This window comes from Candidatus Magnetobacterium casense (assembly GCF_000714715.1).
Classification (GTDB): domain Bacteria; phylum Nitrospirota; class Thermodesulfovibrionia; order Thermodesulfovibrionales; family Magnetobacteriaceae; genus Magnetobacterium; species Magnetobacterium casense.
On record NZ_JMFO01000009.1, the window covers coordinates 12,379 to 37,744 of the forward strand.

Annotated in this window: 24 protein-coding genes and 1 pseudogene; 10 read left to right on the forward strand and 15 right to left on the reverse strand. The window is 49.9% G+C overall.

The window, feature by feature from the left end:
- Positions 1-38 precede the first annotated feature (38 nt).
- From Mcas_RS06630 to tkt, 10 genes are all read right to left on the reverse strand, one after another.
- Positions 39-554 (reverse strand): GNAT family N-acetyltransferase, encoded by a 516-nt coding sequence (locus Mcas_RS06630; protein WP_040334747.1) that lies wholly within the window; start codon positions 552-554, stop codon positions 39-41.
- On the reverse strand, positions 526-1,080 hold the full coding sequence (locus tag Mcas_RS06635; RefSeq protein WP_040334748.1) for a 2-oxoacid:ferredoxin oxidoreductase subunit gamma family protein: 555 nt from the start codon (positions 1,078-1,080) through the stop codon (positions 526-528). The genes Mcas_RS06630 and Mcas_RS06635 overlap by 29 nt, the downstream gene beginning before the upstream one ends.
- A gap of 3 nt (positions 1,081-1,083) precedes the next feature.
- Complete coding sequence (locus Mcas_RS06640) at positions 1,084-1,827, reverse strand: thiamine pyrophosphate-dependent enzyme (protein WP_040334749.1); 744 nt, start codon at positions 1,825-1,827, stop codon at positions 1,084-1,086.
- A gap of 243 nt (positions 1,828-2,070) precedes the next feature.
- Positions 2,071-2,844, reverse strand: a complete 774-nt coding sequence (locus tag Mcas_RS06645; protein WP_052566950.1) for a lysophospholipid acyltransferase family protein — start codon at positions 2,842-2,844, stop codon at positions 2,071-2,073.
- A 147-nt stretch (positions 2,845-2,991) separates the two neighbouring features.
- Complete coding sequence (locus Mcas_RS06650) at positions 2,992-3,594, reverse strand: MBL fold metallo-hydrolase (protein WP_040334750.1); 603 nt, start codon at positions 3,592-3,594, stop codon at positions 2,992-2,994.
- 197 nt (positions 3,595-3,791) lie between these two features.
- On the reverse strand, positions 3,792-5,666 hold the full coding sequence (locus tag Mcas_RS06655; protein WP_040334751.1) for a PAS domain-containing sensor histidine kinase: 1,875 nt from the start codon (positions 5,664-5,666) through the stop codon (positions 3,792-3,794).
- Between the two features lie 9 nt (positions 5,667-5,675).
- Positions 5,676-7,877 carry a PAS domain S-box protein gene (locus Mcas_RS16450; protein ID WP_052566951.1) on the reverse strand — a complete coding sequence of 734 codons (2,202 nt, stop codon included), beginning with the start codon at positions 7,875-7,877 and terminating at the stop codon, positions 5,676-5,678.
- 209 nt (positions 7,878-8,086) lie between these two features.
- Positions 8,087-8,821 carry a hypothetical protein gene (locus Mcas_RS16455; protein WP_052566952.1) on the reverse strand — a complete coding sequence of 245 codons (735 nt, stop codon included), beginning with the start codon at positions 8,819-8,821 and terminating at the stop codon, positions 8,087-8,089.
- A gap of 190 nt (positions 8,822-9,011) precedes the next feature.
- Complete coding sequence (lgt, locus tag Mcas_RS06670) at positions 9,012-9,803, reverse strand: prolipoprotein diacylglyceryl transferase (protein ID WP_040334752.1); 792 nt, start codon at positions 9,801-9,803, stop codon at positions 9,012-9,014.
- Positions 9,804-9,838: 35 nt separating this feature from the next.
- On the reverse strand, positions 9,839-11,830 hold the full coding sequence (tkt, locus tag Mcas_RS06675; RefSeq protein WP_040334753.1) for a transketolase: 1,992 nt from the start codon (positions 11,828-11,830) through the stop codon (positions 9,839-9,841).
- A gap of 157 nt (positions 11,831-11,987) precedes the next feature.
- Between tkt and gspE the strand changes: the two genes are divergently transcribed.
- From gspE to Mcas_RS06715, 8 genes are all read left to right on the forward strand, one after another.
- The gene (gspE, locus tag Mcas_RS06680) at positions 11,988-13,541 is read left to right on the forward strand and encodes a type II secretion system ATPase GspE (protein ID WP_040334754.1); all 1,554 of its coding nucleotides are present in this window, start codon (positions 11,988-11,990) and stop codon (positions 13,539-13,541) included.
- Positions 13,538-14,704 (forward strand): type II secretion system F family protein, encoded by a 1,167-nt coding sequence (locus Mcas_RS06685; protein WP_040334755.1) that lies wholly within the window; start codon positions 13,538-13,540, stop codon positions 14,702-14,704. Before gspE ends, Mcas_RS06685 begins: the two co-directional genes overlap by 4 nt.
- 65 nt (positions 14,705-14,769) lie before the next feature.
- Entirely contained in the window at positions 14,770-14,976 is a 207-nt protein-coding gene (locus Mcas_RS06690; RefSeq protein ID WP_040334756.1) for a hypothetical protein, read from the forward strand.
- Between the two features lie 136 nt (positions 14,977-15,112).
- Positions 15,113-15,784: a hypothetical protein gene (locus Mcas_RS06695; protein WP_156033226.1), complete on the forward strand. Its 672-nt coding sequence runs from the start codon at positions 15,113-15,115 to the stop codon at positions 15,782-15,784.
- A gap of 95 nt (positions 15,785-15,879) precedes the next feature.
- A complete protein-coding gene (locus Mcas_RS06700; protein WP_040334821.1) occupies positions 15,880-16,173 on the forward strand; it encodes a nucleotidyltransferase family protein in 294 nt (97 codons plus the stop codon).
- A gap of 162 nt (positions 16,174-16,335) precedes the next feature.
- Positions 16,336-17,097: a zinc dependent phospholipase C family protein gene (locus tag Mcas_RS06705; RefSeq protein WP_052566954.1), complete on the forward strand. Its 762-nt coding sequence runs from the start codon at positions 16,336-16,338 to the stop codon at positions 17,095-17,097.
- 123 nt (positions 17,098-17,220) lie between these two features.
- The gene (locus tag Mcas_RS06710) at positions 17,221-18,087 is read left to right on the forward strand and encodes an ABC transporter substrate-binding protein (RefSeq protein ID WP_040334757.1); all 867 of its coding nucleotides are present in this window, start codon (positions 17,221-17,223) and stop codon (positions 18,085-18,087) included.
- Positions 18,084-20,120 (forward strand): ATP-binding protein, encoded by a 2,037-nt coding sequence (locus Mcas_RS06715; protein ID WP_040334758.1) that lies wholly within the window; start codon positions 18,084-18,086, stop codon positions 20,118-20,120. Before Mcas_RS06710 ends, Mcas_RS06715 begins: the two co-directional genes overlap by 4 nt.
- Before the next feature lie 10 nt (positions 20,121-20,130).
- On the opposite strand, the gene xseB is transcribed toward Mcas_RS06715, so the two are convergent.
- The 5 genes from xseB to Mcas_RS06740 form a co-directional block, all read right to left on the reverse strand.
- On the reverse strand, positions 20,131-20,346 hold the full coding sequence (xseB, locus tag Mcas_RS06720) for an exodeoxyribonuclease VII small subunit (RefSeq protein ID WP_040334759.1): 216 nt from the start codon (positions 20,344-20,346) through the stop codon (positions 20,131-20,133).
- Positions 20,312-21,694 carry an exodeoxyribonuclease VII large subunit gene (gene xseA, locus Mcas_RS06725; protein ID WP_052566955.1) on the reverse strand — a complete coding sequence of 461 codons (1,383 nt, stop codon included), beginning with the start codon at positions 21,692-21,694 and terminating at the stop codon, positions 20,312-20,314. The genes xseB and xseA overlap by 35 nt, the downstream gene beginning before the upstream one ends.
- A 167-nt stretch (positions 21,695-21,861) precedes the next feature.
- Positions 21,862-22,995: a hypothetical protein gene (locus Mcas_RS06730; protein WP_040334760.1), complete on the reverse strand. Its 1,134-nt coding sequence runs from the start codon at positions 22,993-22,995 to the stop codon at positions 21,862-21,864.
- Complete coding sequence (locus Mcas_RS06735; RefSeq protein WP_040334761.1) at positions 22,992-23,489, reverse strand: DUF4365 domain-containing protein; 498 nt, start codon at positions 23,487-23,489, stop codon at positions 22,992-22,994. Before Mcas_RS06735 ends, Mcas_RS06730 begins: the two co-directional genes overlap by 4 nt.
- 175 nt (positions 23,490-23,664) lie before the next feature.
- Positions 23,665-24,714, reverse strand: a complete 1,050-nt coding sequence (locus tag Mcas_RS06740; protein WP_052566956.1) for a DUF814 domain-containing protein — start codon at positions 24,712-24,714, stop codon at positions 23,665-23,667.
- A gap of 197 nt (positions 24,715-24,911) precedes the next feature.
- Between Mcas_RS06740 and Mcas_RS19435 the strand changes: the two are divergent.
- Together Mcas_RS19435 and Mcas_RS06745 are read left to right on the forward strand one after the other, a co-directional pair.
- Positions 24,912-25,049 (forward strand): annotated as a pseudogene (locus tag Mcas_RS19435) (hypothetical protein); the annotation flags it as partial.
- Positions 25,049-25,297 carry a hypothetical protein gene (locus tag Mcas_RS06745; protein WP_040334762.1) on the forward strand — a complete coding sequence of 83 codons (249 nt, stop codon included), beginning with the start codon at positions 25,049-25,051 and terminating at the stop codon, positions 25,295-25,297. The pseudogene Mcas_RS19435 and the gene Mcas_RS06745, both read left to right, overlap by 1 nt.
- Positions 25,298-25,366: the final 69 nt, after the last annotated feature.

The following is a 25,366-nucleotide window of genomic DNA, read 5'->3' on the forward strand; positions in this document are numbered from 1 at the left end:
AGAAGCGGAGCCGCCCCTTTCTTTCTTATTTGAGGGCCTCACAGCGTAATGAGGACGGCCTGTTCATCGCAGGCCGGGAACTTGGGACAGTTGATACAATCACCCCAGGTCTTGTGCGGCAGGAGGGACTTGTCGATCTTTTCAAATCCGTGCTTCAGAAAGAACTCCGGCACATACGTCAGGGCAAAGACCCTGTTTACGCCCAACTCTATGGCCTCCTTGAGGCATGAGTCAAGCAACCGTCCCCCGATGCCCCGCCGCTGACTGGAGGGATGTACGGCGAGCGACTTTATCTCCGCCAGGTCTTCCCAGAGGATGTGCAGGGAGCAGACCCCAACCAGAGGCTCCGGCAGGGATGATACTCCAGCCCCCTCTCCCTGGAGGTCCAACAGGGTATCTGCCGCAGTGTCACTACCGCAACAGACAAAGTACTCCCTGATGTTGCCGTATATCGTATGCAACGACCGCGGGAGCATCAACTGTATGGATGCAAAGTCGTTTATCAGCTTGTGCAGGGCTGTGGCATCAGTTATGGTTGCTTTTCTGATCTTCACCTATCCTGAACCCTCTAAGCAGGGCCTCCTTGTTGACGGACATGGCCTGTTCCTTACTCCTGGGCTGGTTGTTTTCAAGTGCGGCAAAGAGCACGTCCTGTGTAAAAAGCCCCGTTATGGCTGAAACGGCTCCGAGCATCACCATGTTTGCAATCCGGGTGTCTCCAAGTGCCGATGCTATGTAGTTGGCCTCAATCCCGCACGTGTCAACTTCGAGGCTGTTGTCTATGGTCATCAGCGATGAGTCGTAAAACAGTATGCCGCCCTTTTGCAGCCGCGGTGCAAACTTCCGCGATGATGCCTCCGTAAACGCTATCAGTATGTCTATCCACGTGATGACCGGTGGCCCTATGGCCTCTTCCGATATGACCACGCTGCAATTGGCCGTACCACACCTCATCTCTGCCCCGTAGGAGGGATACCACGTGACCTCCTTGCCCTCTATCATGGCAGCATAGGCCATGACCTTGCCCATAAACAGGATGCCCTGACCTCCACTGCCCCCTATAAGTACCTTCTTCTCCAACGCCTACTGCCCCGTCTTGTCCTTGAGCGTTGCAGGTCTGAAGACCTTTGACATCTCCGTGCTTATCCACTTCAGTGACTCCGTGGGGGACATGTGCCAGTCCGTCGGACAGGGAGAGAGCACCTCCAGGAAACTGAAACCAAGTCCGTTGAGTTGATTTTCAAAGAGTTTTTTGACGAGCCTCTTGGTGTTCAGGACGCTTTTGACGTTGTCAAGCGATGTGCGGGCGACAAAGACCGAGCCATCAATTGCAGCTATAAGCTCAGAGACCTTGAGGGGGTAGCCATCCGAAACAACGCTCTTGCCGCGCGGACAGGTTGTTGTGCGTTGGTTCAGGAGGGTTGTGGGGGCCATCTGCCCGCCCGTCATGCCATAGGTTGCGTTGTTGATGAAGAACACCGACAGGTTCTCACCCCTATTGGCGGCGTGTATGATTTCGGCCATCCCTATGGCTGCCAGGTCACCATCACCCTGGTAGGAAAACACCACCGTCTCAGGGTTGACTCGCTTAAGGGCCGTGGCCACGGCAGGGGGCCGACCGTGCGCACACTCGATTATGTCAAAGTTGAAGTAGTCATAGGCAAACACCGCACATCCCACCGGTGCTATCCCTATCACCCTGTGGCGAATCCCAAGCTCGTCTATGCTCTCCGCTATCATGCGGTGCAGGAGGCTGTGCCCACATCCTGGGCAAAACCTGAACGCAACATCCCGCAGACTCTCAGGCCTCTCAAATACCTTCTTCATCTATATCTGCTATATTATAGCACACTTTAAAAAATAGCTTGCCACCATGCGAATTGCCTCATCTAAAATCTATACGAAACAATACCCGTTGCCTCACATAAAAATCTAATTGCCTATTGAGTTAGCTCCGGTCAAAATCCCGCTCTAATGTCTGTGCTATCATAATGTGTAAATAACTCCCTCGTTGTTACCAACAGTCCTTTATAGACGGGCACGGTGAATTTATTCTACCATATTTGAAAGCTACCATTGCTTTAGCTTTTCGGTGATGAACTCAATGATCAACTGATGCTGCTGTATTCCCCTGTCTTTTATGTAAATGGGTTGTCCGAAGGCAAAGTATGCTGTTTTTGCCGGGTCTATGGCGCCAAAATCCTTGATTCGCTTTCCATTGCCCCAGACGTCGGTCTTAATGGCCAGGGGGATGACCGGTACATTGGCCCTGAGGGCCAGCTTGATCCCTATCGTATTAAACACCTTGGGGTCGAACGTGACACTCCTGCTGCTCTGAGGAAAGATCACCAGCGACCTGCCCTCTGCCAGGATGGTGCTGCCCTGCGTCAGGACTGCTGTGAGGTCCTCACGCGGATTGGTGCGGCTGACCACAATGGGGTTCATCGACATCAACAGATATCTGAAGACGGGATATGTAGCCAACTCCTTTTTTATGACAAACGTTACGTCCTTATAGGCCCCGATTATTGCCGGCATGGTAAGTGTCTCAAGGACGCTCATGTGGTTACCGATAACCACGCACGGACCACTGAGGTTCATCACGTTGTCCAAGCCTGATATATCAAACCGGACACCGGCGGCCTCAAGCCCGACAAGGATGCCCCTGCTGCTCATACACACCCCCGGATGCCCGTAGAACCGAGCGGCATACCTGGCCAGAAAACTGCCATGACAAACAACCGCCGCCATTGTCGGATAAAACATCAGCGTGGCCAGGTCCCTGGAGACCACTGGCCCGGGATCAGTCCTGTAACAACCGTCTTTTAATGGCAATTCCTTCATAACAGATAACCTGAAATTATTATAACATATTTCGGTAGTCCTGCACAAGTAGTGATGCTCGTAAATTTACCACCCTCCCCTAACCCCTCCCATAAAGGTAGGGGGATGGCAATATCACTATCACTGCAGGACTACCACTGTATCTACTCAAAAAAAAACCCAAGTATTACATACGGCAAACATCGGCCCATGCCCTGGGACTATGTAATCTGCCACCTGCAGGACCCTCTGCCTGCTCTGATGCTGTAGGGCCGGGTCTTCGCTGCACCGGCGCCACAGAGACTCATCCCTGATGTCGTCCTCACACTCGAACAGGTCACCAACAACGGCCACCGTCCCGATTGAGGCATCTACGATGACGCTGACATCCTGCGAGGTATGCCCTGGGGTTGCTATCACGCTGATGCCCGCAGCTATGATATACGGCCCGCCTGAAAAGTCATACACGGTGTATAAGTCCCCACGCGAGATGTCGCGACAGACTATAAACACCGCCTCCCGGAACAGGTTGTTGTTGCCGACGTGGTCGCAGTGGCCGTGCGTACAGACCACGTAATCAATGTCGCCAGTCCCCAGGCCCTCGCCATTGAGACAGTCAAGGATTATCTCCCTGTCATGCGGACTGCCGGTGTCTACGATGAGGTTCTTTGCCCCCTTGACAAGGGTTATCGTCCCATCCGCTCGTATCTGGTTGTTGCCAACATCAAGCGTGTAGCCAGGCTTTAGTACCTTTACCTCAATCAACGTCATAATAGTTCATCCCTAAAAAAAAGAAAGAACGGGGCGGCTCCACCTGGATTCCTGGTCAAGCCAGGAATGACACAATTGGAAAACGCCTATTACTGTCATTCCCGCAAAACATGTCCCTGGCTTGAACAGGGAGCGGGAATCCATGCCTTTGAACCATAAAATAAAGCTTACCATGCTTTTCTTAGAGGATACAATTCCTATACACAAATCCTGAATTCGCACCCGTCGTCAACATTTCTAACCGATATGGTAGCGTTCATGTTTTGTTCGATTAACGCTTTTGCCATATACAGGCCATTGCCTGTTCCACGTGCCTTGTGCTTGGTGGTAAAGTAGGGGTCAAATACCTTGTTTATTATATTCGGCTGGATGCCGCCACCGTTATCCTTGATGGTTATGATTGTATGGCCCGTGGAGTTGTCTTTGTATGCATTCAGCTTGATAACACCATTGATAACGTCTCTTTGTTCGAATACGTCCTTGGCATTGGTCAGGATGTTTAAGATTGCCTGGGCAAACTCATTGGGAAAACCCGGTATCATCAACTCATCATCCAATGTCTTGTCTATCACTATCCCCTTGTCTTTTATATATCCTGATAACAACATTATGGCTTTGTCTATCTCTTTGGCAATGTTGAAATGCCTCTGTTCTTTGTCGTTGACATAGAAGTTTTGGAAATTGACTATTATATCAGACAGTGCGTTAAGCTCAGACATCACGACATCAACATTGCCTTCTATGTAGGCAAGGTCTAATTCGTCATGCAAATAGGCGTCCTTTATGTCCTGGATTAACAGACCGATTGCACACAGGGGCTGCCTCCAGTGGTGGGATATGTTCATGAGCAACTCACTCATGGCTATATGGCGGGATTGCTCAAGCATGATCCTGTCTTTGACGCGATTCCTTTCAACCTCTTCATTGATCCTCTCTTGCAGATTATGGTTTATATCCTTTATTTTTCGTTCAATCTCTTTACGCTCGGATATGTCTATTCCAATGCCGACAAGACATTGTTTACCTTGAAGCTCTATCATAAATCCGTTGAAGTAGTATGGAATTAATCGGCCATCCTTAGTGTAAAGACTTGCCTCCACATTGCCTGCGCCATTTTTATACGTCTCGGTAATTGCGTTAATAACCGCTTCCCTATGCTCCCCTGTGAAGAAATCTGTCGGATGCATGGCAGATATCTCATTGCTCGAGTAACCTGTAACGGTCTCTATGTTTTGATTCCATCGCAAGAACTTGCCCGTATCGTCAAAGAGATAAAACACCCCTGGCAGGGAGTTTATAACAGCATCGGAAAATTTTATCTGCGCCAGAAACTTCTGTTCCAGCTCTCTTCGTTCTGTTATGTCGATATGTACCGCTACCCATACTGTACCATGCCCGCCATGCTGAAAGGTTGACACGGTGGCATAGCACCAAAAATGTGTGCCGTCTTTTTTGATGTTGAGTATCTCATCGCACCAGACACCGTTTTTATTGAGAGATTGCATGATCTCACGGGCCTTTTCCATGGGGTCTATGTCCGTTGGCGCATTCAGGACAGAGACGTGTCGGCCCGCCAAGTCATCCTGAGCATAGCCAAACATCCTGTCAAGCTGAGGATTGGTATAGACAATTACACCATCAGACGCCCTTACAAGTGATACCCCCTCGGCAACGTTGTTTAGTATCTCCTGGGATAACCTGACCTCGTCTTCGAGGAGTTTACGCTGCGTGATGTCGTGGATCGTTGAACATACGTAGTCCTTGCCGTCTATCTTGATTACCCCGGGATATACCTCCACATCTTTGATCTCACCCGTTGAGGTACGGTGACGGTTTGTCAGATACCGTAGCCTCCCCTGCCGGACACCCCTGACCATGTCGTTCAACTCTTCCTGCGGATTAAGTATGATATCGGTCAGTTGCTTGCGGCAAAACTCCTCCCTGTCATATCCGTAAAAGGCACACGCTGCATTATTTGCTTCGACAAAATACAAGATTTCCGGGTCATATATCCACATGATAGCCTGCGAGTGGGTGAATATCTCCCTGTACATCTCTTCGCCATTAAGCATGGTTGCCGACTACTGACAACAACGAAGCACGATCGTAAACTCCGCTCCGCCGTCAATGTTTCTGACCGTCAGATTGCCGCCCATGTTGGTCTCTATGATTGTCTTTGACATGTAAAGCCCTATGCCCGTGCCATCAGATTCCTTGGTCGTAAAATATGGCTCAAATATCCTCTCCATTATACCCTCCGGGATGCCACCGCCATTGTCTGTTATTGCTATTATTAGTTGGTCTCTGTCTTGAGAGTTGCGCAGTTGTATTTCGATCTTGCCATATATCCTGTCTCCGGTACTGCGTCTGTGCATTATTGCGTCTCGTGAGTTGTTGAGGACGTTGAGGATCACCTGCTTGAACTCATTGGGATAGCCTTCGGTAAACAGGCTTAAATCCTGTTGTGCCTGCACCTGGATGTCTATGCCGTGTTTGTTAAAGATATTGGCAAACATCGTCAGCAATTCCTCTATGGCCTGTTTTACATCAAAGCGGGCATTTTTCTTTGTCGGTTTGAAGAAATCCCTGAAGTCGTCGATTGTTTTTGCCATGAAATGGGTCTGACTCGTTATTAAATCAACCGACTTTTCAATATACTCCCTGGTAAGTTCACCAAAGCGATAGGCATCTTTTAAGTCCATGACGGTGAGTGCCACGGCATTGAGGGGTTGCTTCCACTGGTGGGCGATGAGGCCGATCATCTCTCCCATGGTGGCCATCTTGGATTGTTGCGTCAACATATGTTGCTGCCTCTGTGCCTTATCGATTGCCTGTTTTACACGGACTTCGAGGTTTACATTTAAGTCTCTCAGTTGCTCTTCCATCCTCTTGCGTTCAACCGCTATGGCATAGATGGAGGCCAGACGACTTATGATGTCGAGGTCTGTATCCGTATAGTCTCTCCCTGAATTTGCCAGGGCAATCTGACCAATCAGCCTGTCTTGTATGATTGCCGGCACCGACATAAACCTATGCAGCGGGACATGCCCCGGAGGGATACACCCCTTGTATGCCGGATGCCCCTGGGGATTGTTTGTGTAAAACCCCTGTCTGATATTTAACGCATGTCCCCCCAAGGCGTTATAGCCACCCTCACCCTTTGGAAAGATCAATCGCTGATGCCTGGTATCCACCGTGCAAATCCCGTCTTTCATCATATCCGTGAGGGAATGTGCCACCTCATCCTCGGTTGTCCTGTCTACTTCAGATACATACCCATGTGCACTGTCGGTCAACTGCATTGCCTGTCTGTTTACGATAACGGCAATATCAACAATGTCCTTATCCGGCGACAGCAGGGCCTCTGATAACTCAGCAACGGCCTTTTGGAGGTCCAGCTCCCTCTTCATCATCAACTGGGCGTCCTTAATGTCGGATATATCATGGAATATCTCAAACTTGGACACCGTTCCGTCGATATTTCGTATCGGGGTATCAAAGAGTGAGTACGTCCTGTTGTTCTTGTGGGAATACCACTGCCACGTAACGCTTCTGCCGGAGAATACCTCATCGTTCTTGCACCACGGACAGACTTCCGCCCTGCCGTGAAAGTACTCATGGCACTTACGGCCTCCCGGTTGACCAAACTCTTTGATTATCGCATCGTTTACAAACTCTATATCGCAGGCCTGGTTTACAATGTAGATGCCGTCTTTTATGGTCTCCATTATTCCCCTGAGCTTGTCCCTCTCGACCCTGATCTCTTCCACCATACGTTTTTTGTCGGTAATACCCTCTGCCATGGCGATATACAACACAGGTCGCTCATCCCCGATCCACAGCGGCACACATGTAAGACTCACCCACACCACGCTGCGGTCCCTGCGGATGTATCGCTTCTCCATGTTAAACTGAGATATCTCACCACTGACGAGACGCTCCATGCTGTCATGCTCGGGCCGTATGTCATCGGGATATGTTATCTCCTTAAACGTGTAGCTTAACACCTCATCCCTGGCGTAACCAAGAATGTCACAGTATGCCTGGTTGATCTGTATAAACTTGTCGGTGTATAACTCCTTGATGGCAATCCCCAGCGGCGCCTGTTCAAAGATGACCCTGGCCCTCTGTTCACTCTCCCTCAGTCTTTCCTCAATGGCCTTCTGCCCTGTGATATCTCCGGATATTCCGAGTTCATTGTCTACACTGATAACTTGGAGCTTCAACCTCAACTGCTTCAGCTCTGCTATGAGCTGCTCTTTTGTCTTGTCTTCATCTCGCATATAGTATATTATAGCAAATTTCGATTGCAGAAGAACCCTCCCCTAACCCCTCCCATAAAGGGAGGGGTACCCACTAATTTTCAGACACAGCCTCTATCTAAAACATTTGTGAGGGCTAAAAAAACCGCCAGCATTTTTTTATACACCCAAATTATGTCATCAGCAATCCTCAACGCAGGAGTATCTGCCAATCAGGTATCAGAGCTAAATTACCTGGTTTTAATGACCGACACTGCTTGCCACTCATGGCTCTGTATGACTATAACATTTTTATCTTCCGCCTCTTTTAAGAAATCCTTTGTTGCGAAGTGTGTTATCAATATGCGCACGATTTCTTTGGCGTTTCCGTCGGCATAGGTTTCAGCGTCCTTGCATTGAAGACGCACGGCCTCTACGTTCCTTTCCAGTTGTTCAAACACATCGACCATTTGCAAGTTGTCCAACGTACCGGTGGTATAGTATCGCTGGAGTCTTAGCTTTGCCTCGCCGACGATTAACACCGGTTTGCCATGTCTTGTGCCCTCGCCGAGGATATTTATCTCGAAATCTTTTTTGATTTCAGTTCTGATAAGGCTATCCAACAGTTCGATCCCGTACTTTGCCTTTAAAAATCCGGGTAGTTCTCTATATGCCTCATTTTCCAGGGCGTAGCTTACGCTCCTTGACAAGCCGCCAACGTCACGCCTAATAGAGGTTATATCCTTTGCCATCCTCTTCTGTTCAACCCCAACTCTCTCAAGCTCAACCCCCATTCTCTTCTGTTCAACCACAACTTTTTCAAGCTCAACCCCCATTCTCTTTTGCTCAACCTTAATCGAGGTTATATCCGTTGCCATACTCTCCAGTTTCTGCATCATCAACAAGAACATTTCCTTAAGCTCATCGAACTCACTTACACGCACGTAGCCGTTATTGTTGTCTTTAGCTATATCGTTATCTTTCACTGTCTGCTCCTATCTCCTGATTATCACCTTTGCCATTGGCTTTATAATAACAGGCCTTTACGCTCGTTTGCAATAGCACCCATACACATGGCATTTTTACGGCGCGTCAAGGGGACTTCTTTCCGGCCATACCACAACCGCCCCTTTCTTTATTTTGTTCGGACTAAGCCTTAAGGCAGGCTATGAACCCCTAAAGGGTTGAGTTTGTCCTGCAGCGCCATAGGATATAGGACACTACAGCGCCTGCCACAAGCATAGACAGGCTCAACAACTGCCCCATTGTCAGTGGGCCTGCAACCATTCCCAACTGTTGGTCAGGTTCCCTGAAAAATTCCACAATGAACCTGAAAAGCCCATACAGCATTATAAACAGAGCCAGGAGCGTCCCCCTTGGCCTCCCCCTGTCCTTAGCAAGCCACAGCACTGTAAACAGCACAACGCCCTCCAGTAAACACTCATAGAGCTGAGAGGGATGCCTGGGCATAGGTCCGGCAAAGGGGAACACCATCCCCCAGGGCATGGTCGTTGGTCTGCCGTAGAGTTCTGCGTTGATAAAGTTGCCGATCCTGCCCAGGCCCAGACCGACAGGGGCTGTGACAATCAGCAGGTCTGCCATAACCCAAAAGTCCAGCTTTTGCTTGCGGCAGTAGAGCAATCCCCCTGCCAAAGCACCTGCAAATCCGCCGTGGAAGGACATCCCGCCATGCCAGACGGCCATCAATTCCAAGGGGTACTCTGCATAGTATGCAAGGTTATAAAATGCTATGTACCCCAGTCGTGCCCCAATTATCAAACCAACGATGAGGTACAGGTAGAGGTTTTCAACGTCCTCTCTTGAGATAGTGAGCTTTTTCTTCTTTATCTGATGCAAAACCAGTGCGTAAGAAAAGACAAATCCCAACAGGTACATCAACCCATACCACCTGACCTGCATAGGCCCCAACTTAAAAATGTATGGCCTTATCTCAGGGTACTGAAGCATATCATGTCAATATAGCATAATGCAGACTATATAGCTTACCCCTTCAGGAGTTCAGATGCCGTTTTCAGGACATTATTAACGGTCAGGCCGAAGTACTCAAAGAGTTGTTTTGAGGGCGCCGAAATACCAAACCTGTCTATTCCGATCACCTTGCCCCTGAGACCGACGTATTTATACCAGCACAGGGTTGCCCCTGCCTCAATGGCTATCCTGTGTTCAACGTCAATGGGCAGAACCGACTCCTTGTATTGCGCAGACTGCCGCTCAAACAGCTCAAAAGACGGTACGCTGACCACCCTGACGGCAACCGACTCCTTCGACAACTGCTCGTATGCCCCGATGGCCAAATGCACCTCCGAACCGGAAGCCATGATTATCAGGTCTGGGTGCGCCCCGGAGTCGGCAAGGATGTAGGCGCCCTTTGTCAGTCCCTCGTGTGAGTTGTACTTTACGCGGTCAATAACCGGCACGGCCTGCCTGGTCAGGACGAGCGCCACCGGGCCATTTGGATGCTCCAAGATATAGCGCATGGCCGTTACGGTTTCGTTGGCATCAGCGGGTCTGATCACCGTGAGGTCTGGTATGGCCCGTAGTGCCGTAAGTTGTTCGATAGGGTGATGACTGGGACCGTCCTCGCCCACACCAATGGAGTCGTGCGTGAGGATGTACAGCACCCTGGCCTTCATCAGGGCAGACATCCGTATGGCCGCCATCATGTAGCTGGAAAACACCAGGTAGGTGCCACAGTACGGGATAAGGGAGTGACTAAGGGCCATGCCCGTCGTAATGGCTGCCATGGAGAACTCCCGTATGCCAAAGTGGATGTTCTTGCACGACCTTCCCGGTGCAAATATGTCGTACTTGGGCAGGTAGGTCATGTTAGACGGAGCAAGGTCGGCCGAACCTCCAAGCATCTGCGGTATGTAGTCGTTGACGATGTTGAGGACCTTTCCCGATACGGTACGGGTTGCTACCATGGGGGAGTCCAGGCCGTAGAGGGGCAAGGCTTCCTTCCAGCCATCCACAAACTTGCCGGCAATTACATCCTTCCAGCGGGTGTAATCTGCGGGGTATTTAGCCTCGTACTCCTTCAACAGCCGCAACCATGCCTGTTGTAGCTCATGCCCCTTGTCCACGGCAGTTCGACAGTGTGCCAGAACCTCATCGGGGACGTGGAAGGGTTCCGGTGGCCAATTAAAATGCTCCTTGGTCAGACGCAGCTCCTCCTCGCCCAGGGGGGCACCGTGGATGTCGGGGTTGTCCTGCTTGTTGGGACTGCCGTAGCCCAGGTGTGTATCAACTATGATCATAGAGGGCATGGTGTGTTCATTCCTTGCGGCGTCTATGGCCTGTTCAATGGCCTCAAGGTCGTAGCCATCAACGCGTTGCACGTGCCACCTTAATGCCTCAAACCGCTTACCAACATCCTCGGTAAAGGTCAGGTCTGTTGAACCGTCTATGGTATTGCTGTTGAACGAATACAGGTAAACGAGCTTGTCTAACTGCAGGTGTCCTGCCAGAGAGGCCGCCTCATAGGATATGCCCTCCATGACATCACCATCGCTTACTATTGCATAAATGTTGTAGTCTATAATTTTCAAGTCGGGTTTGTTAAAGAGGTCGGCCAGATATTTCTGGGCCATAGCCATCCCTACCCCCGCGGCAAAACCATACCCCAGAGGCCCCGTGGATACCTCTACACCGTGATCGATGTTGTACTCAGGATGTCCCGGGGTATTACTGTCAAACTGCCTGAACGCCTTTATATCTTCAAGCGTAATCTTGTGTCCCGTCAGATATAACAGCGAGTACAGGAGCATCGAGCCATGCCCTGCCGACAGAATAAACCTGTCTCTGTTGTGCCAGCGCGGGTCACGTGGATTGTGTCTTAAAAACTTAGTCCACAACACGTATGCCATATCGGCATCCCCCATAGGCATCCCCGGGTGCCCGGAGTTAGCCTTCTGCACCGCATCTATAGACAGCATTCTGATTGTGTTTATACATAGCTCATCAACCTTGGTCATTTATCAGCCTCCGATATTTTTAATTGAGATAGTGTATCATGGCCATAAGGAAAAATACAATGCTGCCGCAAATGCAGCTTCCTTCCCTTTCTCTTTCTTCTTCATTTTGCTTTTCTTGGGACAAATTGGTTACACTCAAATTAAAGGGCTTTGGAAAATGGGTGATAGTGAAAAGTTTTTAGAGTTAGGGGATAACTCACTGGACTTGGCGTTGCTCAAGGAGATATCCCTTACGTATGCACGGGGCAACCTGGTGCTGCCCCTGAGACGCGACGGCGACGTCCTGAGGGCGCTCGTCAGCGGTACGCAGGGGATGTTCGCCCTGCACGAGCTGGCACGAACGATGGGACTGACACCGGAGGCCATCAAGGTTGAACAGGACCGACTGCTCGACCTCATCAACCACGCCTACGGGATGATCGGTTCCGCTGCCGAGGTGATGAGCGACATGGCCGAGGGCGACTTCGACTCCGTAGCACGGACGTTCCAGTCCCCGCACGACATCATGGAACTCACCGAAGACGCACCCATCATCAGACTCCTCAACGCACTCCTGCAACAGGCCGTAAAGGAAAACGCCTCCGACATCCACATCGAACCATACGAAAAGGAACTCATCGTGCGGATGCGCATCGACGGTATGCTGAGAAAGGTCATCGCTCCGCCAAAAATAATCCAGGACGCCCTCATCAGCCGGATAAAGATAATGTCCGACCTTGATATTGCCGAAAAGCGCCTGCCCCAGGATGGCCGCATCCGGCTGCTCGTTGGTGGCAAGGACGTTGATGTCAGGGTATCCATCATACCGTCGGCGTTTGGGCAGCGGGCGGTGCTGAGGCTCCTGGACAGAAAACGCGGCACTCTTGGCCTTGACCAACTGGGGATGTCTCCAAAGTGTCAGGAGACCCTGGCCCGGATGCTTGCCTCTGCACACGGCATAATCCTCGTCACCGGTCCCACGGGCAGCGGCAAAACCACCACGCTCTATGCAGCGTTAAACAGCATATACAGCGACGAAAAAAACATCATCACTATCGAAGACCCCGTCGAGTACCAGATGCGAGGCGTCTGCCAGATAAACGTCAACCACAAGATCGGCCTGACCTTTGCCAAGGGCCTGCGCAGCATCCTCAGACACGACCCCGATATCATCATGGTAGGCGAAATAAGAGACATCGAAACGGCTGAGATAGCCATCCAGGCCTCCCTCACCGGCCACCTGGTGTTGAGCACGTTGCACACCAACGACGCCGCATCGGCCATCACGCGTCTGGTCGATATGGGGATAGAGCCGTTTCTGATCGCTTCGTCTGTCGTTGGCGTTCTGGCTCAGAGACTGCTCAGAAAGGTATGTCCCGAATGTGTACAGAGGGTTGTCCCCTCTGCCATCGAACTGGATTACTTCCGCTGCGATGCCACACCACCAGAGTTGTTGTCCCGCGGTGCCGGATGCCAACGTTGCAACCACACGGGCTATTGGGGCAGGATTGGCATATTCGAGCTGCTTGAGATGGACTCCGGGGTCATCTCACTCATAGACAAAGGAGTTGACTACACAAGGATAAAGACCCACGCCGTCAACAACGCAATGACCACACTACGGGCAGACGGTCTATCCAAGGTGGCCGCCGGTATCACGACCCTGGCCGAGGTGTTGCGTGTGACCCAGAAAGACCATGCCGATCAACCAACTCTAAGGGGTGAGTTATGATCTTTCGATATAGCGCCTACCGCACGGACGGCTCCAAGGAAACAGGCACCATCAACGCCGAAAACCACGCCGACTGTCTGCGACTCCTGCGCCAGAGAAACCTCTATCCCAGCGAAATCTCCGAAGAAAGCCGGATATCTTCCGGCAGGTTTTCACGCGGCAAGCGGGTGGTCAATCTCAGCGTCATCACCAGGCAGCTCTCCGTGCTGTTGTCCTCCGGTATTCCGATTGTGGAGGCGATCAGGACGCTTTCGGAGCAACAGCGTGGCTATGGTCGCGAGGTGCTGGCCGACATCAGGGACAAGCTCATGGCCGGGATGAGCCTCTGTCGGGCAATGGCAGGGTACCCCGATGTTTTTGCCGAGTTCTACGTCAACATGATAGGTGCCGCCGAAACCGGAGGCAACCTCGACGTAGTACTGGAGCACCTTGCACAGTTTCTGGAGACGCAGGAGGAGTTGCGGGCACGGGTGCGGGCGGCATCGGTCTATCCCATGATCATGCTGGGCGTGGGGTCTGTGGTGCTGTTATTCATCTTTATGTTTGTCGTGCCCAAGATAACGAAGATATTTGAGGACTCACGTCAGGCCTTGCCATTTGTTACGGTTGTCCTATTGTGGGTCAGCAACGTGGTGGAGCGTTACTGGTGGGCGTTGATTGCGCTGACGGGGGGGGGATGGTGGGCGTTGCGGGTCTTTGTTGCACGCAACCGGATGCTTGTCGGGGTGATGCTCAACAAGGTGCCGGTGTTAAATGCGCTCTATCTGTCGAGGTTTCTGCGGATATCGGGGTTTCTGCTAAACGGTGGAATTCCCGTGCTTGCGACACTCAAGCTGGCCGCCGGCTCCATCGGCAACGCCTACCTCCAACATCACATCATGGAGGCAGAGAGGGAGATTGCCGAGGGCGTGGATATGTCCGGTGCGTTGACTCTGCTACCCCCCCTCGTGCGCCAGATTATCGCCACCGGAGAAAAAACAGGTACCCTCCCGGACATGCTCCTGAAGGCAGCACAAGGCTATGAAAACGAATTCCACATGCAGGTCAAACGTCTGCTGACGATGCTGGAACCGGCGTTGTTGCTGCTTATGGGGTTGATCGTCGGCTTTATCGTATTTGCCGTGATGCTGCCAATCTTTGAGCTTAACCAGATTGTTAAATAGATACCGGGTAATAGTTCACCAGATATCACTTGTAACCTGCAGCGTTAAAGTGATATACTTTAGCTATGACCGATCAACTGAAGGACATAGAGGTTCTCTACCGCCGTGCATTTAAGGAATATGGAGCGGTTGCCCTGTGGAGTAGTTGCCCTGTGCCCAATCCGACCCGCGAAGATGCTTTAGCCATCACACGGAGTTTGAGGGTTGAAGGTGACCTTGCGGCACGGCGGCTGGCGGAACAGATCGAGGAGGCTTGTAGTGCCGCTGTCTAAGATTCAGACCGATATTTTGTGCCTTCTGGCAGCGCATCGCGACCTGGAAAGTTATGTTGCGGGCAGCACGCCGTTAAACAGGGATGCACCGCGCTATTCCGACGACATCGACATCTTCCATGACCGCGAAGAACGAGTGGCGCGGGCGTCTGAAGAAGATAGTGCCCTCTTGCAGGCCAATGGCTACACCCTCCAATGGCTACGACGCGAGCCAACCATTTACACCGTCCTGGCATCAAAGGAAGACGGGACAACAAAGCTGGAGTGGGTGGTTGACAGTGATTACCGATATTTTCCGACCGTGCGGGATGATGTTTTCGGCTACGTCCTTCATCCAGTTGATCTTGCTACAAATAAGGTTATGGCCGCAGCCGGACGGCGAGAACCGCGTGACGTGGTGGACTTAATAACGGTCAATGACCGGATTTTACCAATAGGAGCCGTTATCCTAGCCGCCGTCGATAAGTCTCCAGGTTTCACGCCCGAAGGGCTGATCAACGAAATCCGCCGCGTTGCCCGTTATACGGAGTCAGACTTTAGGCGCGTTGCCAGCGATCCGCCTGTTAATGCCGCCGAGATTATGACGCGGTTGCGGCAAGTCCTCAATGAAGCCGAAGCCTTTGTGGCCAGGATGCCGACCGATAAAATAGGGCTGCTCTTTTTGAAGGATGGCAAGGTGGTACAGCCTGATCCCGACCGCTTGGGAGATTATCAGACTCATACGGGGCAAAGACGCGGCCAATGGCCTTCAAGCCCTGAAATCTCAGTGGCCATGTTAGAACACTACAATCTGGCCAAGTCGCTTTAGGGTACATAGTTTTGTTGGCTATTTCTCAGCATTATAAAATAGGGGGACTTTATGAATTTGCATTTAATCAAATAGAAATTTGCTATAATATAATAATGGAACTTAACGAAGCCATAAGCCGATTAAAACAGCACGAAACCGAGTTGAAGCAACTTGGGGTTGAGCATCTTTTCATGTTTGGTTCAACCGTGCGTGGCGAAGCTAAAGACGATTCCGATGTTGACCTGTTTTTCGATCACCCCGAAGGATCAATGGGGCTTTTCCAGTTAATGGATATCAAGTACGCAGCCGCTGCAATACTTGGATGCAAAACCGACATCATGACACGGCGCAGCCTGCACCGTGTTTTGAAAGAGCAGATCGAGGCATCGGCCTTGCAAGTGTTCTGATGACCAGGCATTCGCCCGTACCACGTCTTACCGACAGGGGGGTTTGGGGAAGGAGATTAGAGATACGGCGGCAGATTCTCAAAGAGGGGGGTAGATTAGGGTTCGTTGAAAAATTTCTGGCAGTTGAAATATCCATGCAAGATATTTTAATATAGATCACCAATGCTGTTAATGCTGGTTATAACGTTTGGAGTTGTTTTTATCCCATCGGAGTGTTACGCGTGGGGGCCGTTGACCCACATGTACCTGGGCAGCGAAATTTTGGCCGCATCATACCTGATCCCTTCGGCAGTGTACAGACTCATCAACGCCTACAAGGATGACTTCCTGTATGGAAACATAGTTGCCGACATCGTCCTGGGCAAGAAGTACCTGCCACAGGACAGGAACTCGCATTCGTGGCGATTTGGCTTCTCCCTGCTCGACAACGCCAGAAACCACCAGCAGAGGGCCTTCGCATACGGCTACCTCAGTCACTTGGCCGCAGACACCGTCGCTCACGAAGTGTTGACCAAGGAAAAGAAAAACATCCAGCACACACTATACGAGCTCCAGGCCGACAGCCTCATCCAAAAAAAATACTGGCTCCAGGCAATCGCCATCGCCAAGAGCGTCCAGAGGCGAAACGACGTGTTGCTGGAGAACTCACTGTGTGACATCTTTTTCTCCTTCAAGACCAACAAAAGGATTTTCAAGAGCTTGGTCTACATGTCACTGTTTACATCGATCAGCTTTACGACGGTCTACGAACCAAAGGAGGTTTCCTATGTCCCCAAACGACGAACCATCCGAGAGCTGACGGAACAATCCCTCCTGCGGATAACCGACATCCTGACCAATGAACGCAACTCCCCAGTGGTCAAGATAAAACCTGCCGGAGAGATCGTCCACGGAAGACTGTTTAAGGGCCTGTTCTTAAAGTAACCCCCGGCCCTGCCCGTACCCGGCACATTTTCTTTTCCGTGCTCAAGTAGAATCGTCTACCGTAACGCCCCCTTTAATGCGCCGTAAATATGCTATAATAACAAAAAAAAGGACAATAGAAAAATGGCCAGAAGTCGTGATAAAGCAGTAATAACAGCCCTGCTGGTTGTGTTTTGTGTAATCCCCCTTGGTTGTTACAAACAACCAGCCGAACCGCTAAAAAAAGATGCACAACGCTTGAGACTCGCTACCAGCTCAACCACCGTTGAGTCCGGCCTGCTGGATAGACTTATCCCGGTCTTTGAGAGGAAGTACGGCATCAGCGTTGATATTATCATGGTAGGAAGCGGCGCATCCCTGGATTTGGCAAGAAATGGCAAGGCCGACGTTGTCCTGGTTCATTCCAGAGAGGCCGAGGATAAATTCGTATCGGATGGCTATGGCATCAACAGGATGGATGTCATGTATAACGACTTTGTAATCCTTGGCCCACCCGACGATCCCCTGCATTTAAAAGGGGAAACTGACGCCCTGACCGCCATGAAGGCGATTTACGATAAAGAGGCAACCTTCGTCTCACGGGGTGACAAATCCGGTACGTATGCCAGGGAGAAAATTCTATGGACAATGCTCAAGCTCAAACCATCGGGTAAATGGTATATCCAGGCAAGAAAAGACATACTAACAGCACTCAGAACAGCCTCGGAACGAAAGGCCTACATCCTCTCTGACAGGAGCACATACCTGTTTAACAGGGAAGAGTTAAACCTCGTTGTTGTCGTGGAGGCAGACAAGAAATTATTTAACCCTTACGGGGTCATTGCCGTTAATCCAACCAAAGTTTCCGGAGTAAATTATGAAGGGGCCATGAAGTTTATCAACTTTATCACATCCACAGACGGACAGGAGATAATCTGCTTTTACGGCAAGATGAGATTCGGTAAGCCATTATTTGTGCCATTGGCTGTTAAAAATAGCATCTGTCAATGAAAAAACTGCAAAACTCAATACTGGCTGGTTTTCTTCCTCTGGTCATACTGCCGGCGGTAATTATCGTGATAGCCTGCATAGCCGTACTGGGCAGACAGATCGATAAGAGTTCCAGATTGATGCTCACCAGAAGCGTAAATGGGGCTGAGATGGAGCTTCACTCCATAGGACATGACCTGATCGGTATCGCAGACTCAATAGCCGATGATGAAAGCATCATGAATACGACTAAACTTCGCGACAAAGAAGCCCTGTCAGACATATTACCAAGGATAAAAACCCTCTCAGGGGCAAGTGCCATCAAGGTTCTAACCCCGGACGGGATGGTCCTGGCACATGGATATTACACTGCCTCAACGCAATCATACGTTCACTATAGAGATATCATAAAGCGGGTGATAAACGGTGCAGATGTTACCAGCATGTTGAGTGTTGATACGGCAATCGTGATTGCATCATTTGTGCGAATCAGGGTAAACGATAAAACTGTTGGGGTACTGGAGGTTGCCAGGTCTGTGGATTATGGCTTACTGACTCAAATAAAGGCAAAGTACGGGTTAGACGCAATCGTTTACAGCGGCGACTTCCCGCAGGCAACTACGTTTAACGATTCCGCCATAATCCTCGACGCTGACCTCAAGGTCTTGGCAGATGAGGTTAAAGTCATCCGAAGGCAGACCATTAAAGAGATAACTCTTGGAGGAGCGAGATATTATGTCGTGGCCAACCCCATTGAGTTTGGCAATGAGTTATCAGGGGTGTTGATATTTGCATCATCAATGGAAAATGCCTTTCGTCAGAGGACAATATTAGAGATAGCCTTGCTGGGGGCTATTGCCGTCTTAGTGCTGATTACCGTCTTTATCTCTCATCGCATATCGCTGAAGATCGTGCAACCGATAAAGACCCTGTGCAAGGCTACGCAGGAGATATCCGACGGCTCTCTGTCCGTTGTGGTAGATGTAAAAACTCAGGATGAGGTCGGCGTCCTGGCCAACGCTTTTAACAAGATGGTTGAAGAGCTAAGGATATATCACAACCACCTCAACGATCTCGTATCAGAGAAAACCATGGAATTAGTAAAGATCAACGAGGAACTGACAAACGAGGTCTCCGTGCGTAAGGAGACGGAGGCCGCACTGCAGGAATTAAACTCACACCTCGAAAAAAGGGTGCGAGAGAAGATTAACGAGTTAAGACAACAGGAACAGATGCTCATCCAACAATCCAAGATGGCTGTCATGGGTGAGATGATAGGCGTCATAGCGCATCAGTGGAAGCAGCCCCTTAACGCCATCGCCATGATAATACAAGACTTGCAGGATGCCCACGAGTTTGGCGAATTCACCAGGAGTTATCTCGCCGATGCGGTGGAAAAAACAATGGCGCAAATCATGTACATGTCCGATACTATAGACGACTTCAGGAATTTCTTAACGCCGAGCAAACAAAAAAAGCCCTTTAAGATCAACTCCGCCATAAAGGAGGTAATCCATCTGCTGCACGATCAGTTGTCAAGGGCCGGCATAAGGGTTACCGTTGAGTGCATATACGATACCGTCCGGAGGAAGTGCAACGATGTTGAACCTGAGGTGTGTACCTGCAAGTCGGAGCTTATAACAGAGGGCTACCCCAACGAATTCAAGCAGGTCATCCTCAACATCCTCTGCAACGCCAGAGACGCCATCGTCAACAAAAGACGGCTCAACATCTCCGCCAACTCAAACGAAACCGGAGCTATACTCATCGTATTGTCTAAAACAGATCACTCTGTAACACTGGAGATACATGACGATGGCGGCGGCATACCACCGGAGGTAGCAGAGAATATATTCGCTCAGTACTTTACGACAAAAGGAAACGAAGGCACGGGAATAGGGCTGCATATGGCAAGGCTCATCATAGAGCAAAACATGGGAGGCAGAATTTTTGCCTCAAATGACACAAAGGGCGCAGTCTTTACGATAGTGCTACCATCCGTAGACGCAGGCGAAGAGACTCAAGTAACATCAACGCAAACGGCTATTAATTGATTGTCACACCTTACCCCTCCTCAACCGTCACCTGCTCAAACTCCTTCAGGACACCGTTTAGTTCTTCCTCCGTCCTTCGCAGCCTGCCCTTGCAGTCCTTTATCAGTTCTATGGCGGTCTTGACGCGCTCGGTCAGGACGTCAACATCGATGGTCTCCTTTTCTATGTCGGTGATGATTGCCTCTATTTCCTTAATAGCCTGAGAATAGGTCTTTTCTTCCTTCATCCTTTACCTCTTTGGGTTTATCTTCGATGACCCTCACACGGGTCTTGGGTCGCACGGTGCTGTAAATCACGCCCTGCATGAGCTGTGTGCTCAGGACATCGCCCGTTTTTACCGCATCGGCTGATTTCAACACCTTGCCGTTGACGGAGGTAATGCTGTAGCCACGCTTGAGGATGTTTTCCGGGTTGAGGTGGGTGATGCTGTCATTGAGGGCCTTCAGACGCTCCCCCTGACGCACAATGTAACGCCTGGCGCTAAACATGAGGGTCGTCGTCCTTGTAAACAGGTCGTTGCTGCGACGCCGGATGTCCTTTACGTCCCTGTTCAGCAGGAGCCTGAGCCTGTCGGTCATCGACGCAAGCACGCCCATGTGTCTGGATATCAACCGCCCCGAACCATATACCACCTTGACGTAATTGTTCAGCGCATACTTGTTTTTCAACACCACTGCCCCGGCTGCGCTCTTGAGCGCCTTTGCAAGAGACTCTATCCGTTCTTCAAAGGTCCTCAGACGTTCTATCAGAAATACCGCAGCAGCCGTTGGGGTCTTGACCGTCATGTGCGCCACGACATCAACCACCGTCCTGTCCCTCTCATGGCCGATACCGGATATCACCGGCATGGACATCATCGCTATCTGACGGCCTATGGCATAGCTGTCAAAACAATCGAGGTCCGCCGCCCCTCCGCCACCCCTGACGATGACCACAACGTCAATGTCATCCCTGGCCGCCTCACAGGCAAGCAGCGCCTTTATGATCGAACCCTCCGCAGCATCGCCCTGCATGACGGCCGCAAACAGACTGACCCTGAAGCTGTAACCAAAGGAGTTGGCTCGCAGGTGTTTTGTGAAGTCCTCATAGCCGGCCGCCTTCAACGACGATATAACGGCTATGCGCTGAGGCACCAAGGGTATCACCAAAGCCTTGTTTCTGTCTGTGAGACCCTCACGGCTGAGGCGGTCAATGATCTCCTGTCGTTTTCTTGCCATATCGCCGAGGGTGTAGGAGGGGTCGATCTTGGCGATGTTAAGGCTCAGACCGTAACGCTCGTGGTAGGTCAGATTGGCCTCGATGAGTATCTTCATCCCCTTGGAGAGCGTCCGTGCGGTGACTGTCTGGAACTCCCTGGCGATCGCCTTGTAGCGCGATGACCATATGGCCGCACGCAGTTGCGCCTTGATGGTAGAGTCGTCCTTTTCTACAAGCTCAAGGTAGCAGTGGCCTTTGGCATCGACGTTGAGAGCGGCTATCTCGGCCGTTATATAGTACGAATCAGGGAATGTCTGCGATACTATATCTTTTATGTAGAGATTAAACTCATACAGGCTTAATATTGCCTTTGGCACCTTTGTCCTCTATTGTCAAAGCCTTGAGTCTTTCTTCCGATGCTTGCCGCCATGGTCATTCAAGTCCGGCAGAGTATAATACGATAGCCTTCACCATTTCGTTTGCCTGTTTTTATATTAACATCTTTTGGCCATAAGTTGGAAGTGATGGCAGTGTATACTGATTTTTATTCAGGGCTGCTTCCTATTGCTATATTGTGAGGGTTTTTTAAGATAAAAGAACGCCCTTCCCGCGTTAGTGATCCCATACAGTAGATTGTATCCTGATTGCCATGAGCTTGAAGGGCCTTCTGATAGTCCGTGTCTATCATTTCCATCTGTATTTTTTTAGGTTGCTCATCCACAAATGCAAGGATAGTTACTTTGCCCATCGTAGCTCCATCTGCTGCTCTTTCGAGTTTTACAACGGGGCCACAAAGCTCAAAGTCATCTCGTGCATTTGTGTCTCGAAACAGCCTGGCGGCTTCCTTGAAAATAGGTATACTATCCGGAAGAAATACGATTTTGCTTTGGATGTTTGGGTCATTCAATGGGCGGCTCCTTGACCAGGAAAAACTGATCTCTAATCCCTTATCGGATTCCCCTCCTGATGCAAGGCCATAGATAGCATCGCATAGATTTGCACTGACTCCTTCATTAACCACAGCTTGAAAATCCTGAAAACTACTTTTTGCAACAGCGCTGCTTGCCGCATGATTTGCCGCTGAAATAGCCTTGGCTAATGTTATTACTACCTGCCTTTCAAAAGGTTCTTCCATTTCAGGAGTTTGCACCTTTAAATCCGGCACAACACGCGAAATGACAGTTATCACATAACTTCCATGTTCAGTTTGTCCCAATCGAACTTTTTTTAAATATTCCATAACCCGTGTTGGTTTTCTGGTTTGATAGATTGCTCGTTTCTCTATTGCGGCACAAGCACTTGCCATAATTAAGTCACGTGAACTTTGAACTATTTTAGACCCCTCTTCTATAGAAATAGTGCCATCCGTTGATTCAGCATCAGAAACACGCAGACGTATTATATCAGCAGAAGCAGTATTTAAATCATTAACTATCTCGAATTGAGAGCGTTCCTCAACTACCTCTAAGGTCTTGAGCATATCTAACATACGTAAAACAAAATCACTATATTGGTTGGTTAATGGCAAGATTATTTCAAAATCACCCTCCTTAATCAATACTGTCCACTTATCTGGAACTGTCTTCACCTCATGCCATCCAGTTGCACGTAGATACATAAGAATATCAAGTGGTTTAAGGTTTGAGAGTACTTGTTTATCGTGAATAGAAGCCTTCATGGTAATCCCCCATTACTTATACGTTCCATTATTTGGCATATGTCATTAACCTTAAATTGTTGTGTTCTGGGTAGGGTAACAGTTATCGTTTCTTCATTGTCTGTTTCAGGAAATCCACGCAATGACATCCAGTATCCACAATGCCGCATTGATAGTTCATCTTCTGAATGTAGTAACCACTCATTTATATCCTCCGGTACAACAACAACAACCAGCAGACGAGGTATTAGGTAGTCTTCACCCCTCAGCTCATTGTAGTTCTTAATTTTAAGAGGATACCTTACACCATCACTAAATATTATGTCTTTTGCAGTACATTTTAACTGTAATTCTATTTTTGGTGATTTAGCGGTTCCTACTCCTCCAATTCCACTGATGCCCATATCTATACTGTCAACATCTGTGTCATATTTATAGCAAATAAAACCGGCTGCTGCTACTACAGCTCTAACATAAGCAATACTAAACTGCTCTTTCTGTTGGTTCATATCCATCGTAATTAAGTAGCACCCACATTTCTATTGTAACGCTCTCAAAGAATCCCTGTCAATCCCCTGTGGACAAACAACATCCTCATTTCCCTATGGTATGTTCTATGCTCGTCTTCATTCTATGTAATAAGCATCAGAGAACGTCTGCGATATAATGTCTCGTATGCAGAGGTTAAACTCATACAGGCTTAATATTGCCTTTGGCACCTTTGTCCTCTATTCTCAGGGCATTGATCTTTTCCTCTGATGCCGGGGGTACTATCTTTATTGCCATCAGTTCGTCGATGCCACGAAAGACGGAGACATCGACCATGTCCCTGTGTTTTTTGTCACTGTAGCGGGCCGTCATGGATGCCGCCAGTCTCAGGAGTGCATCATCGACCTTGTCCTCTGTGGTTGTTAGCAGTGTGAGCGGGCTTCCGGTTGACATGACCTGCATTGTGATATCGCCTGATGTCACCTGTGTTTCAAGAAAGTTGTTGTCGGCCTCATTTCTGCCGATAATGGCCTTACACGTCTCAGAGAGCCTGAAGTGTCTGCCGGCCCGCAGCACGTTTATGTCACGCATGGATGGGTTGGGGTCGTGTGCCAGCAACTCCCTCAGTCTGTAGGAGTATATTGCATCGGTGAGCAGGCATCCACCGGCCGGGACTGGGTAGTCAGTCAATCCGAGGCTTGCCGCCAGGCCCATCTGAGGCTTTCTGTTGCGACCGTTGAACCCGTACAAGTGTCGCCTATCGACAAACCCGGCCAGTTCAGGGATGGTAGGTTTGAGGTGTTTTGCACACAGCGGTCGCAGCACCAGGCCATCGACCCCGGCCTGCCTGTCTATCACCGGGAAGGTGTCGCGTCGCTGACTCATCGGGCGTTGTCCGATGACCTCGCCAGTGACGAGGAAATCCGCCCCGACAAGGCCCATCAGGCGCTTGGCCTCCTTGAGCATCAGGATGCGGCAGTCGATGCAGGGGTTCATGTTTTTTCCGTGGCCGTACTGGGGGTTTTTGACGAGGTCAACGAAGGGTTGTCCCAGGTGGCAGAACCTGACCTTGAAGCCAAACTGCCCTGCGTGCGGGATGTCGTCGTTGAGGTAGGCCGTGTTCTCTCCTGTGTCGCAGCCAAAGTGCGTCAGAAAGCGCACCGCTATCACCTCCACACCAAGCTCCACCATCACAATGGCAGCAAGGGTGCTGTCCAGTCCACCGGAGTATAATACGATAGCCTTAACCATTTCGTTTGCCTGCCTTTATATTAACATCTTTTGCCCGCAAGTTGAAAGTACATAGTCACACACTTGGGTTTTTTCCAAACAGGCACACACGGAGAGAGGCACATAGTATTCATGCTGGTTTACAGTCAAAAAACAGCCTAAAAATTCAAACCTCGTAGATACACGCTATTCAAAATAAATCTTGACGTAACGTAGGTATGTATTTGAGAACAACAACTCGTAAAAATACGGATGGTTCAGTAACCACATACTACCAGCTTGCACATAACACACGAAACCCTAAAACCAAAGTCCCAGAGGTCAAAGCGAGGCTGGGCTATACACCAGAAGAGACTTGGCGACTAAGGACTACTTGTTTAAGGTAGAGACCAGACTCAAGGAAAATATAGCCAAAGTCAAGGAAGACGTCAACAAGACAGAACTCAGACTCAGGGACGAAATCGCTAAGGTCAAGGAAGACAGCGCCAAGATCAGGGAAGACGTTGCCAGGATTGGCGGTGAAATGGTCTTGCTCAAGTTGATGTTGGGCGGTATGCTGGCCGGCATGATATCCCTTATCGTTAAGACGTTTTTCATGCAATAGCCGATTTCTTTTTCCCGCTGCATAATCGACCGATGTCCCACCCACAAACTCAAGGCTCTCGCAGGAAGG

Excerpts from the sequence above, each read along its gene's own strand:
- Mcas_RS06640 (WP_040334749.1), bottom strand. The coding sequence starts at position 1,827 with ATGAAGAAGGTATTTGAGAGGCCTGAGAGTCTGCGGGATGTTGCGTTC.
- Mcas_RS06645 (WP_052566950.1), bottom strand. The coding sequence starts at position 2,844 with ATGAAGGAATTGCCATTAAAAGACGGTTGTTACAGGACTGATCCCGGG.
- Mcas_RS06650 (WP_040334750.1), bottom strand. The coding sequence starts at position 3,594 with ATGACGTTGATTGAGGTAAAGGTACTAAAGCCTGGCTACACGCTTGAT.
- Mcas_RS06655 (WP_040334751.1), bottom strand. The coding sequence starts at position 5,666 with ATGCTTAATGGCGAAGAGATGTACAGGGAGATATTCACCCACTCGCAG.
- Mcas_RS16450 (WP_052566951.1), bottom strand. The coding sequence starts at position 7,877 with ATGCGAGATGAAGACAAGACAAAAGAGCAGCTCATAGCAGAGCTGAAG.
- lgt (WP_040334752.1), bottom strand. The coding sequence starts at position 9,803 with ATGCTTCAGTACCCTGAGATAAGGCCATACATTTTTAAGTTGGGGCCT.
- tkt (WP_040334753.1), bottom strand. The coding sequence starts at position 11,830 with ATGACCAAGGTTGATGAGCTATGTATAAACACAATCAGAATGCTGTCT.
- gspE (WP_040334754.1), top strand. The coding sequence starts at position 11,988 with ATGGGTGATAGTGAAAAGTTTTTAGAGTTAGGGGATAACTCACTGGAC.
- Mcas_RS06685 (WP_040334755.1), top strand. The coding sequence starts at position 13,538 with ATGATCTTTCGATATAGCGCCTACCGCACGGACGGCTCCAAGGAAACA.
- Mcas_RS06690 (WP_040334756.1), top strand. The coding sequence starts at position 14,770 with ATGACCGATCAACTGAAGGACATAGAGGTTCTCTACCGCCGTGCATTT.
- Mcas_RS06700 (WP_040334821.1), top strand. The coding sequence starts at position 15,880 with ATGGAACTTAACGAAGCCATAAGCCGATTAAAACAGCACGAAACCGAG.
- Mcas_RS06705 (WP_052566954.1), top strand. The coding sequence starts at position 16,336 with ATGCTGTTAATGCTGGTTATAACGTTTGGAGTTGTTTTTATCCCATCG.
- Mcas_RS06710 (WP_040334757.1), top strand. The coding sequence starts at position 17,221 with ATGGCCAGAAGTCGTGATAAAGCAGTAATAACAGCCCTGCTGGTTGTG.
- Mcas_RS06715 (WP_040334758.1), top strand. The coding sequence starts at position 18,084 with ATGAAAAAACTGCAAAACTCAATACTGGCTGGTTTTCTTCCTCTGGTC.
- xseB (WP_040334759.1), bottom strand. The coding sequence starts at position 20,346 with ATGAAGGAAGAAAAGACCTATTCTCAGGCTATTAAGGAAATAGAGGCA.
- Mcas_RS06730 (WP_040334760.1), bottom strand. The coding sequence starts at position 22,995 with ATGAAGGCTTCTATTCACGATAAACAAGTACTCTCAAACCTTAAACCA.
- Mcas_RS06735 (WP_040334761.1), bottom strand. The coding sequence starts at position 23,489 with ATGGATATGAACCAACAGAAAGAGCAGTTTAGTATTGCTTATGTTAGA.
- Mcas_RS06740 (WP_052566956.1), bottom strand. The coding sequence starts at position 24,714 with ATGGTTAAGGCTATCGTATTATACTCCGGTGGACTGGACAGCACCCTT.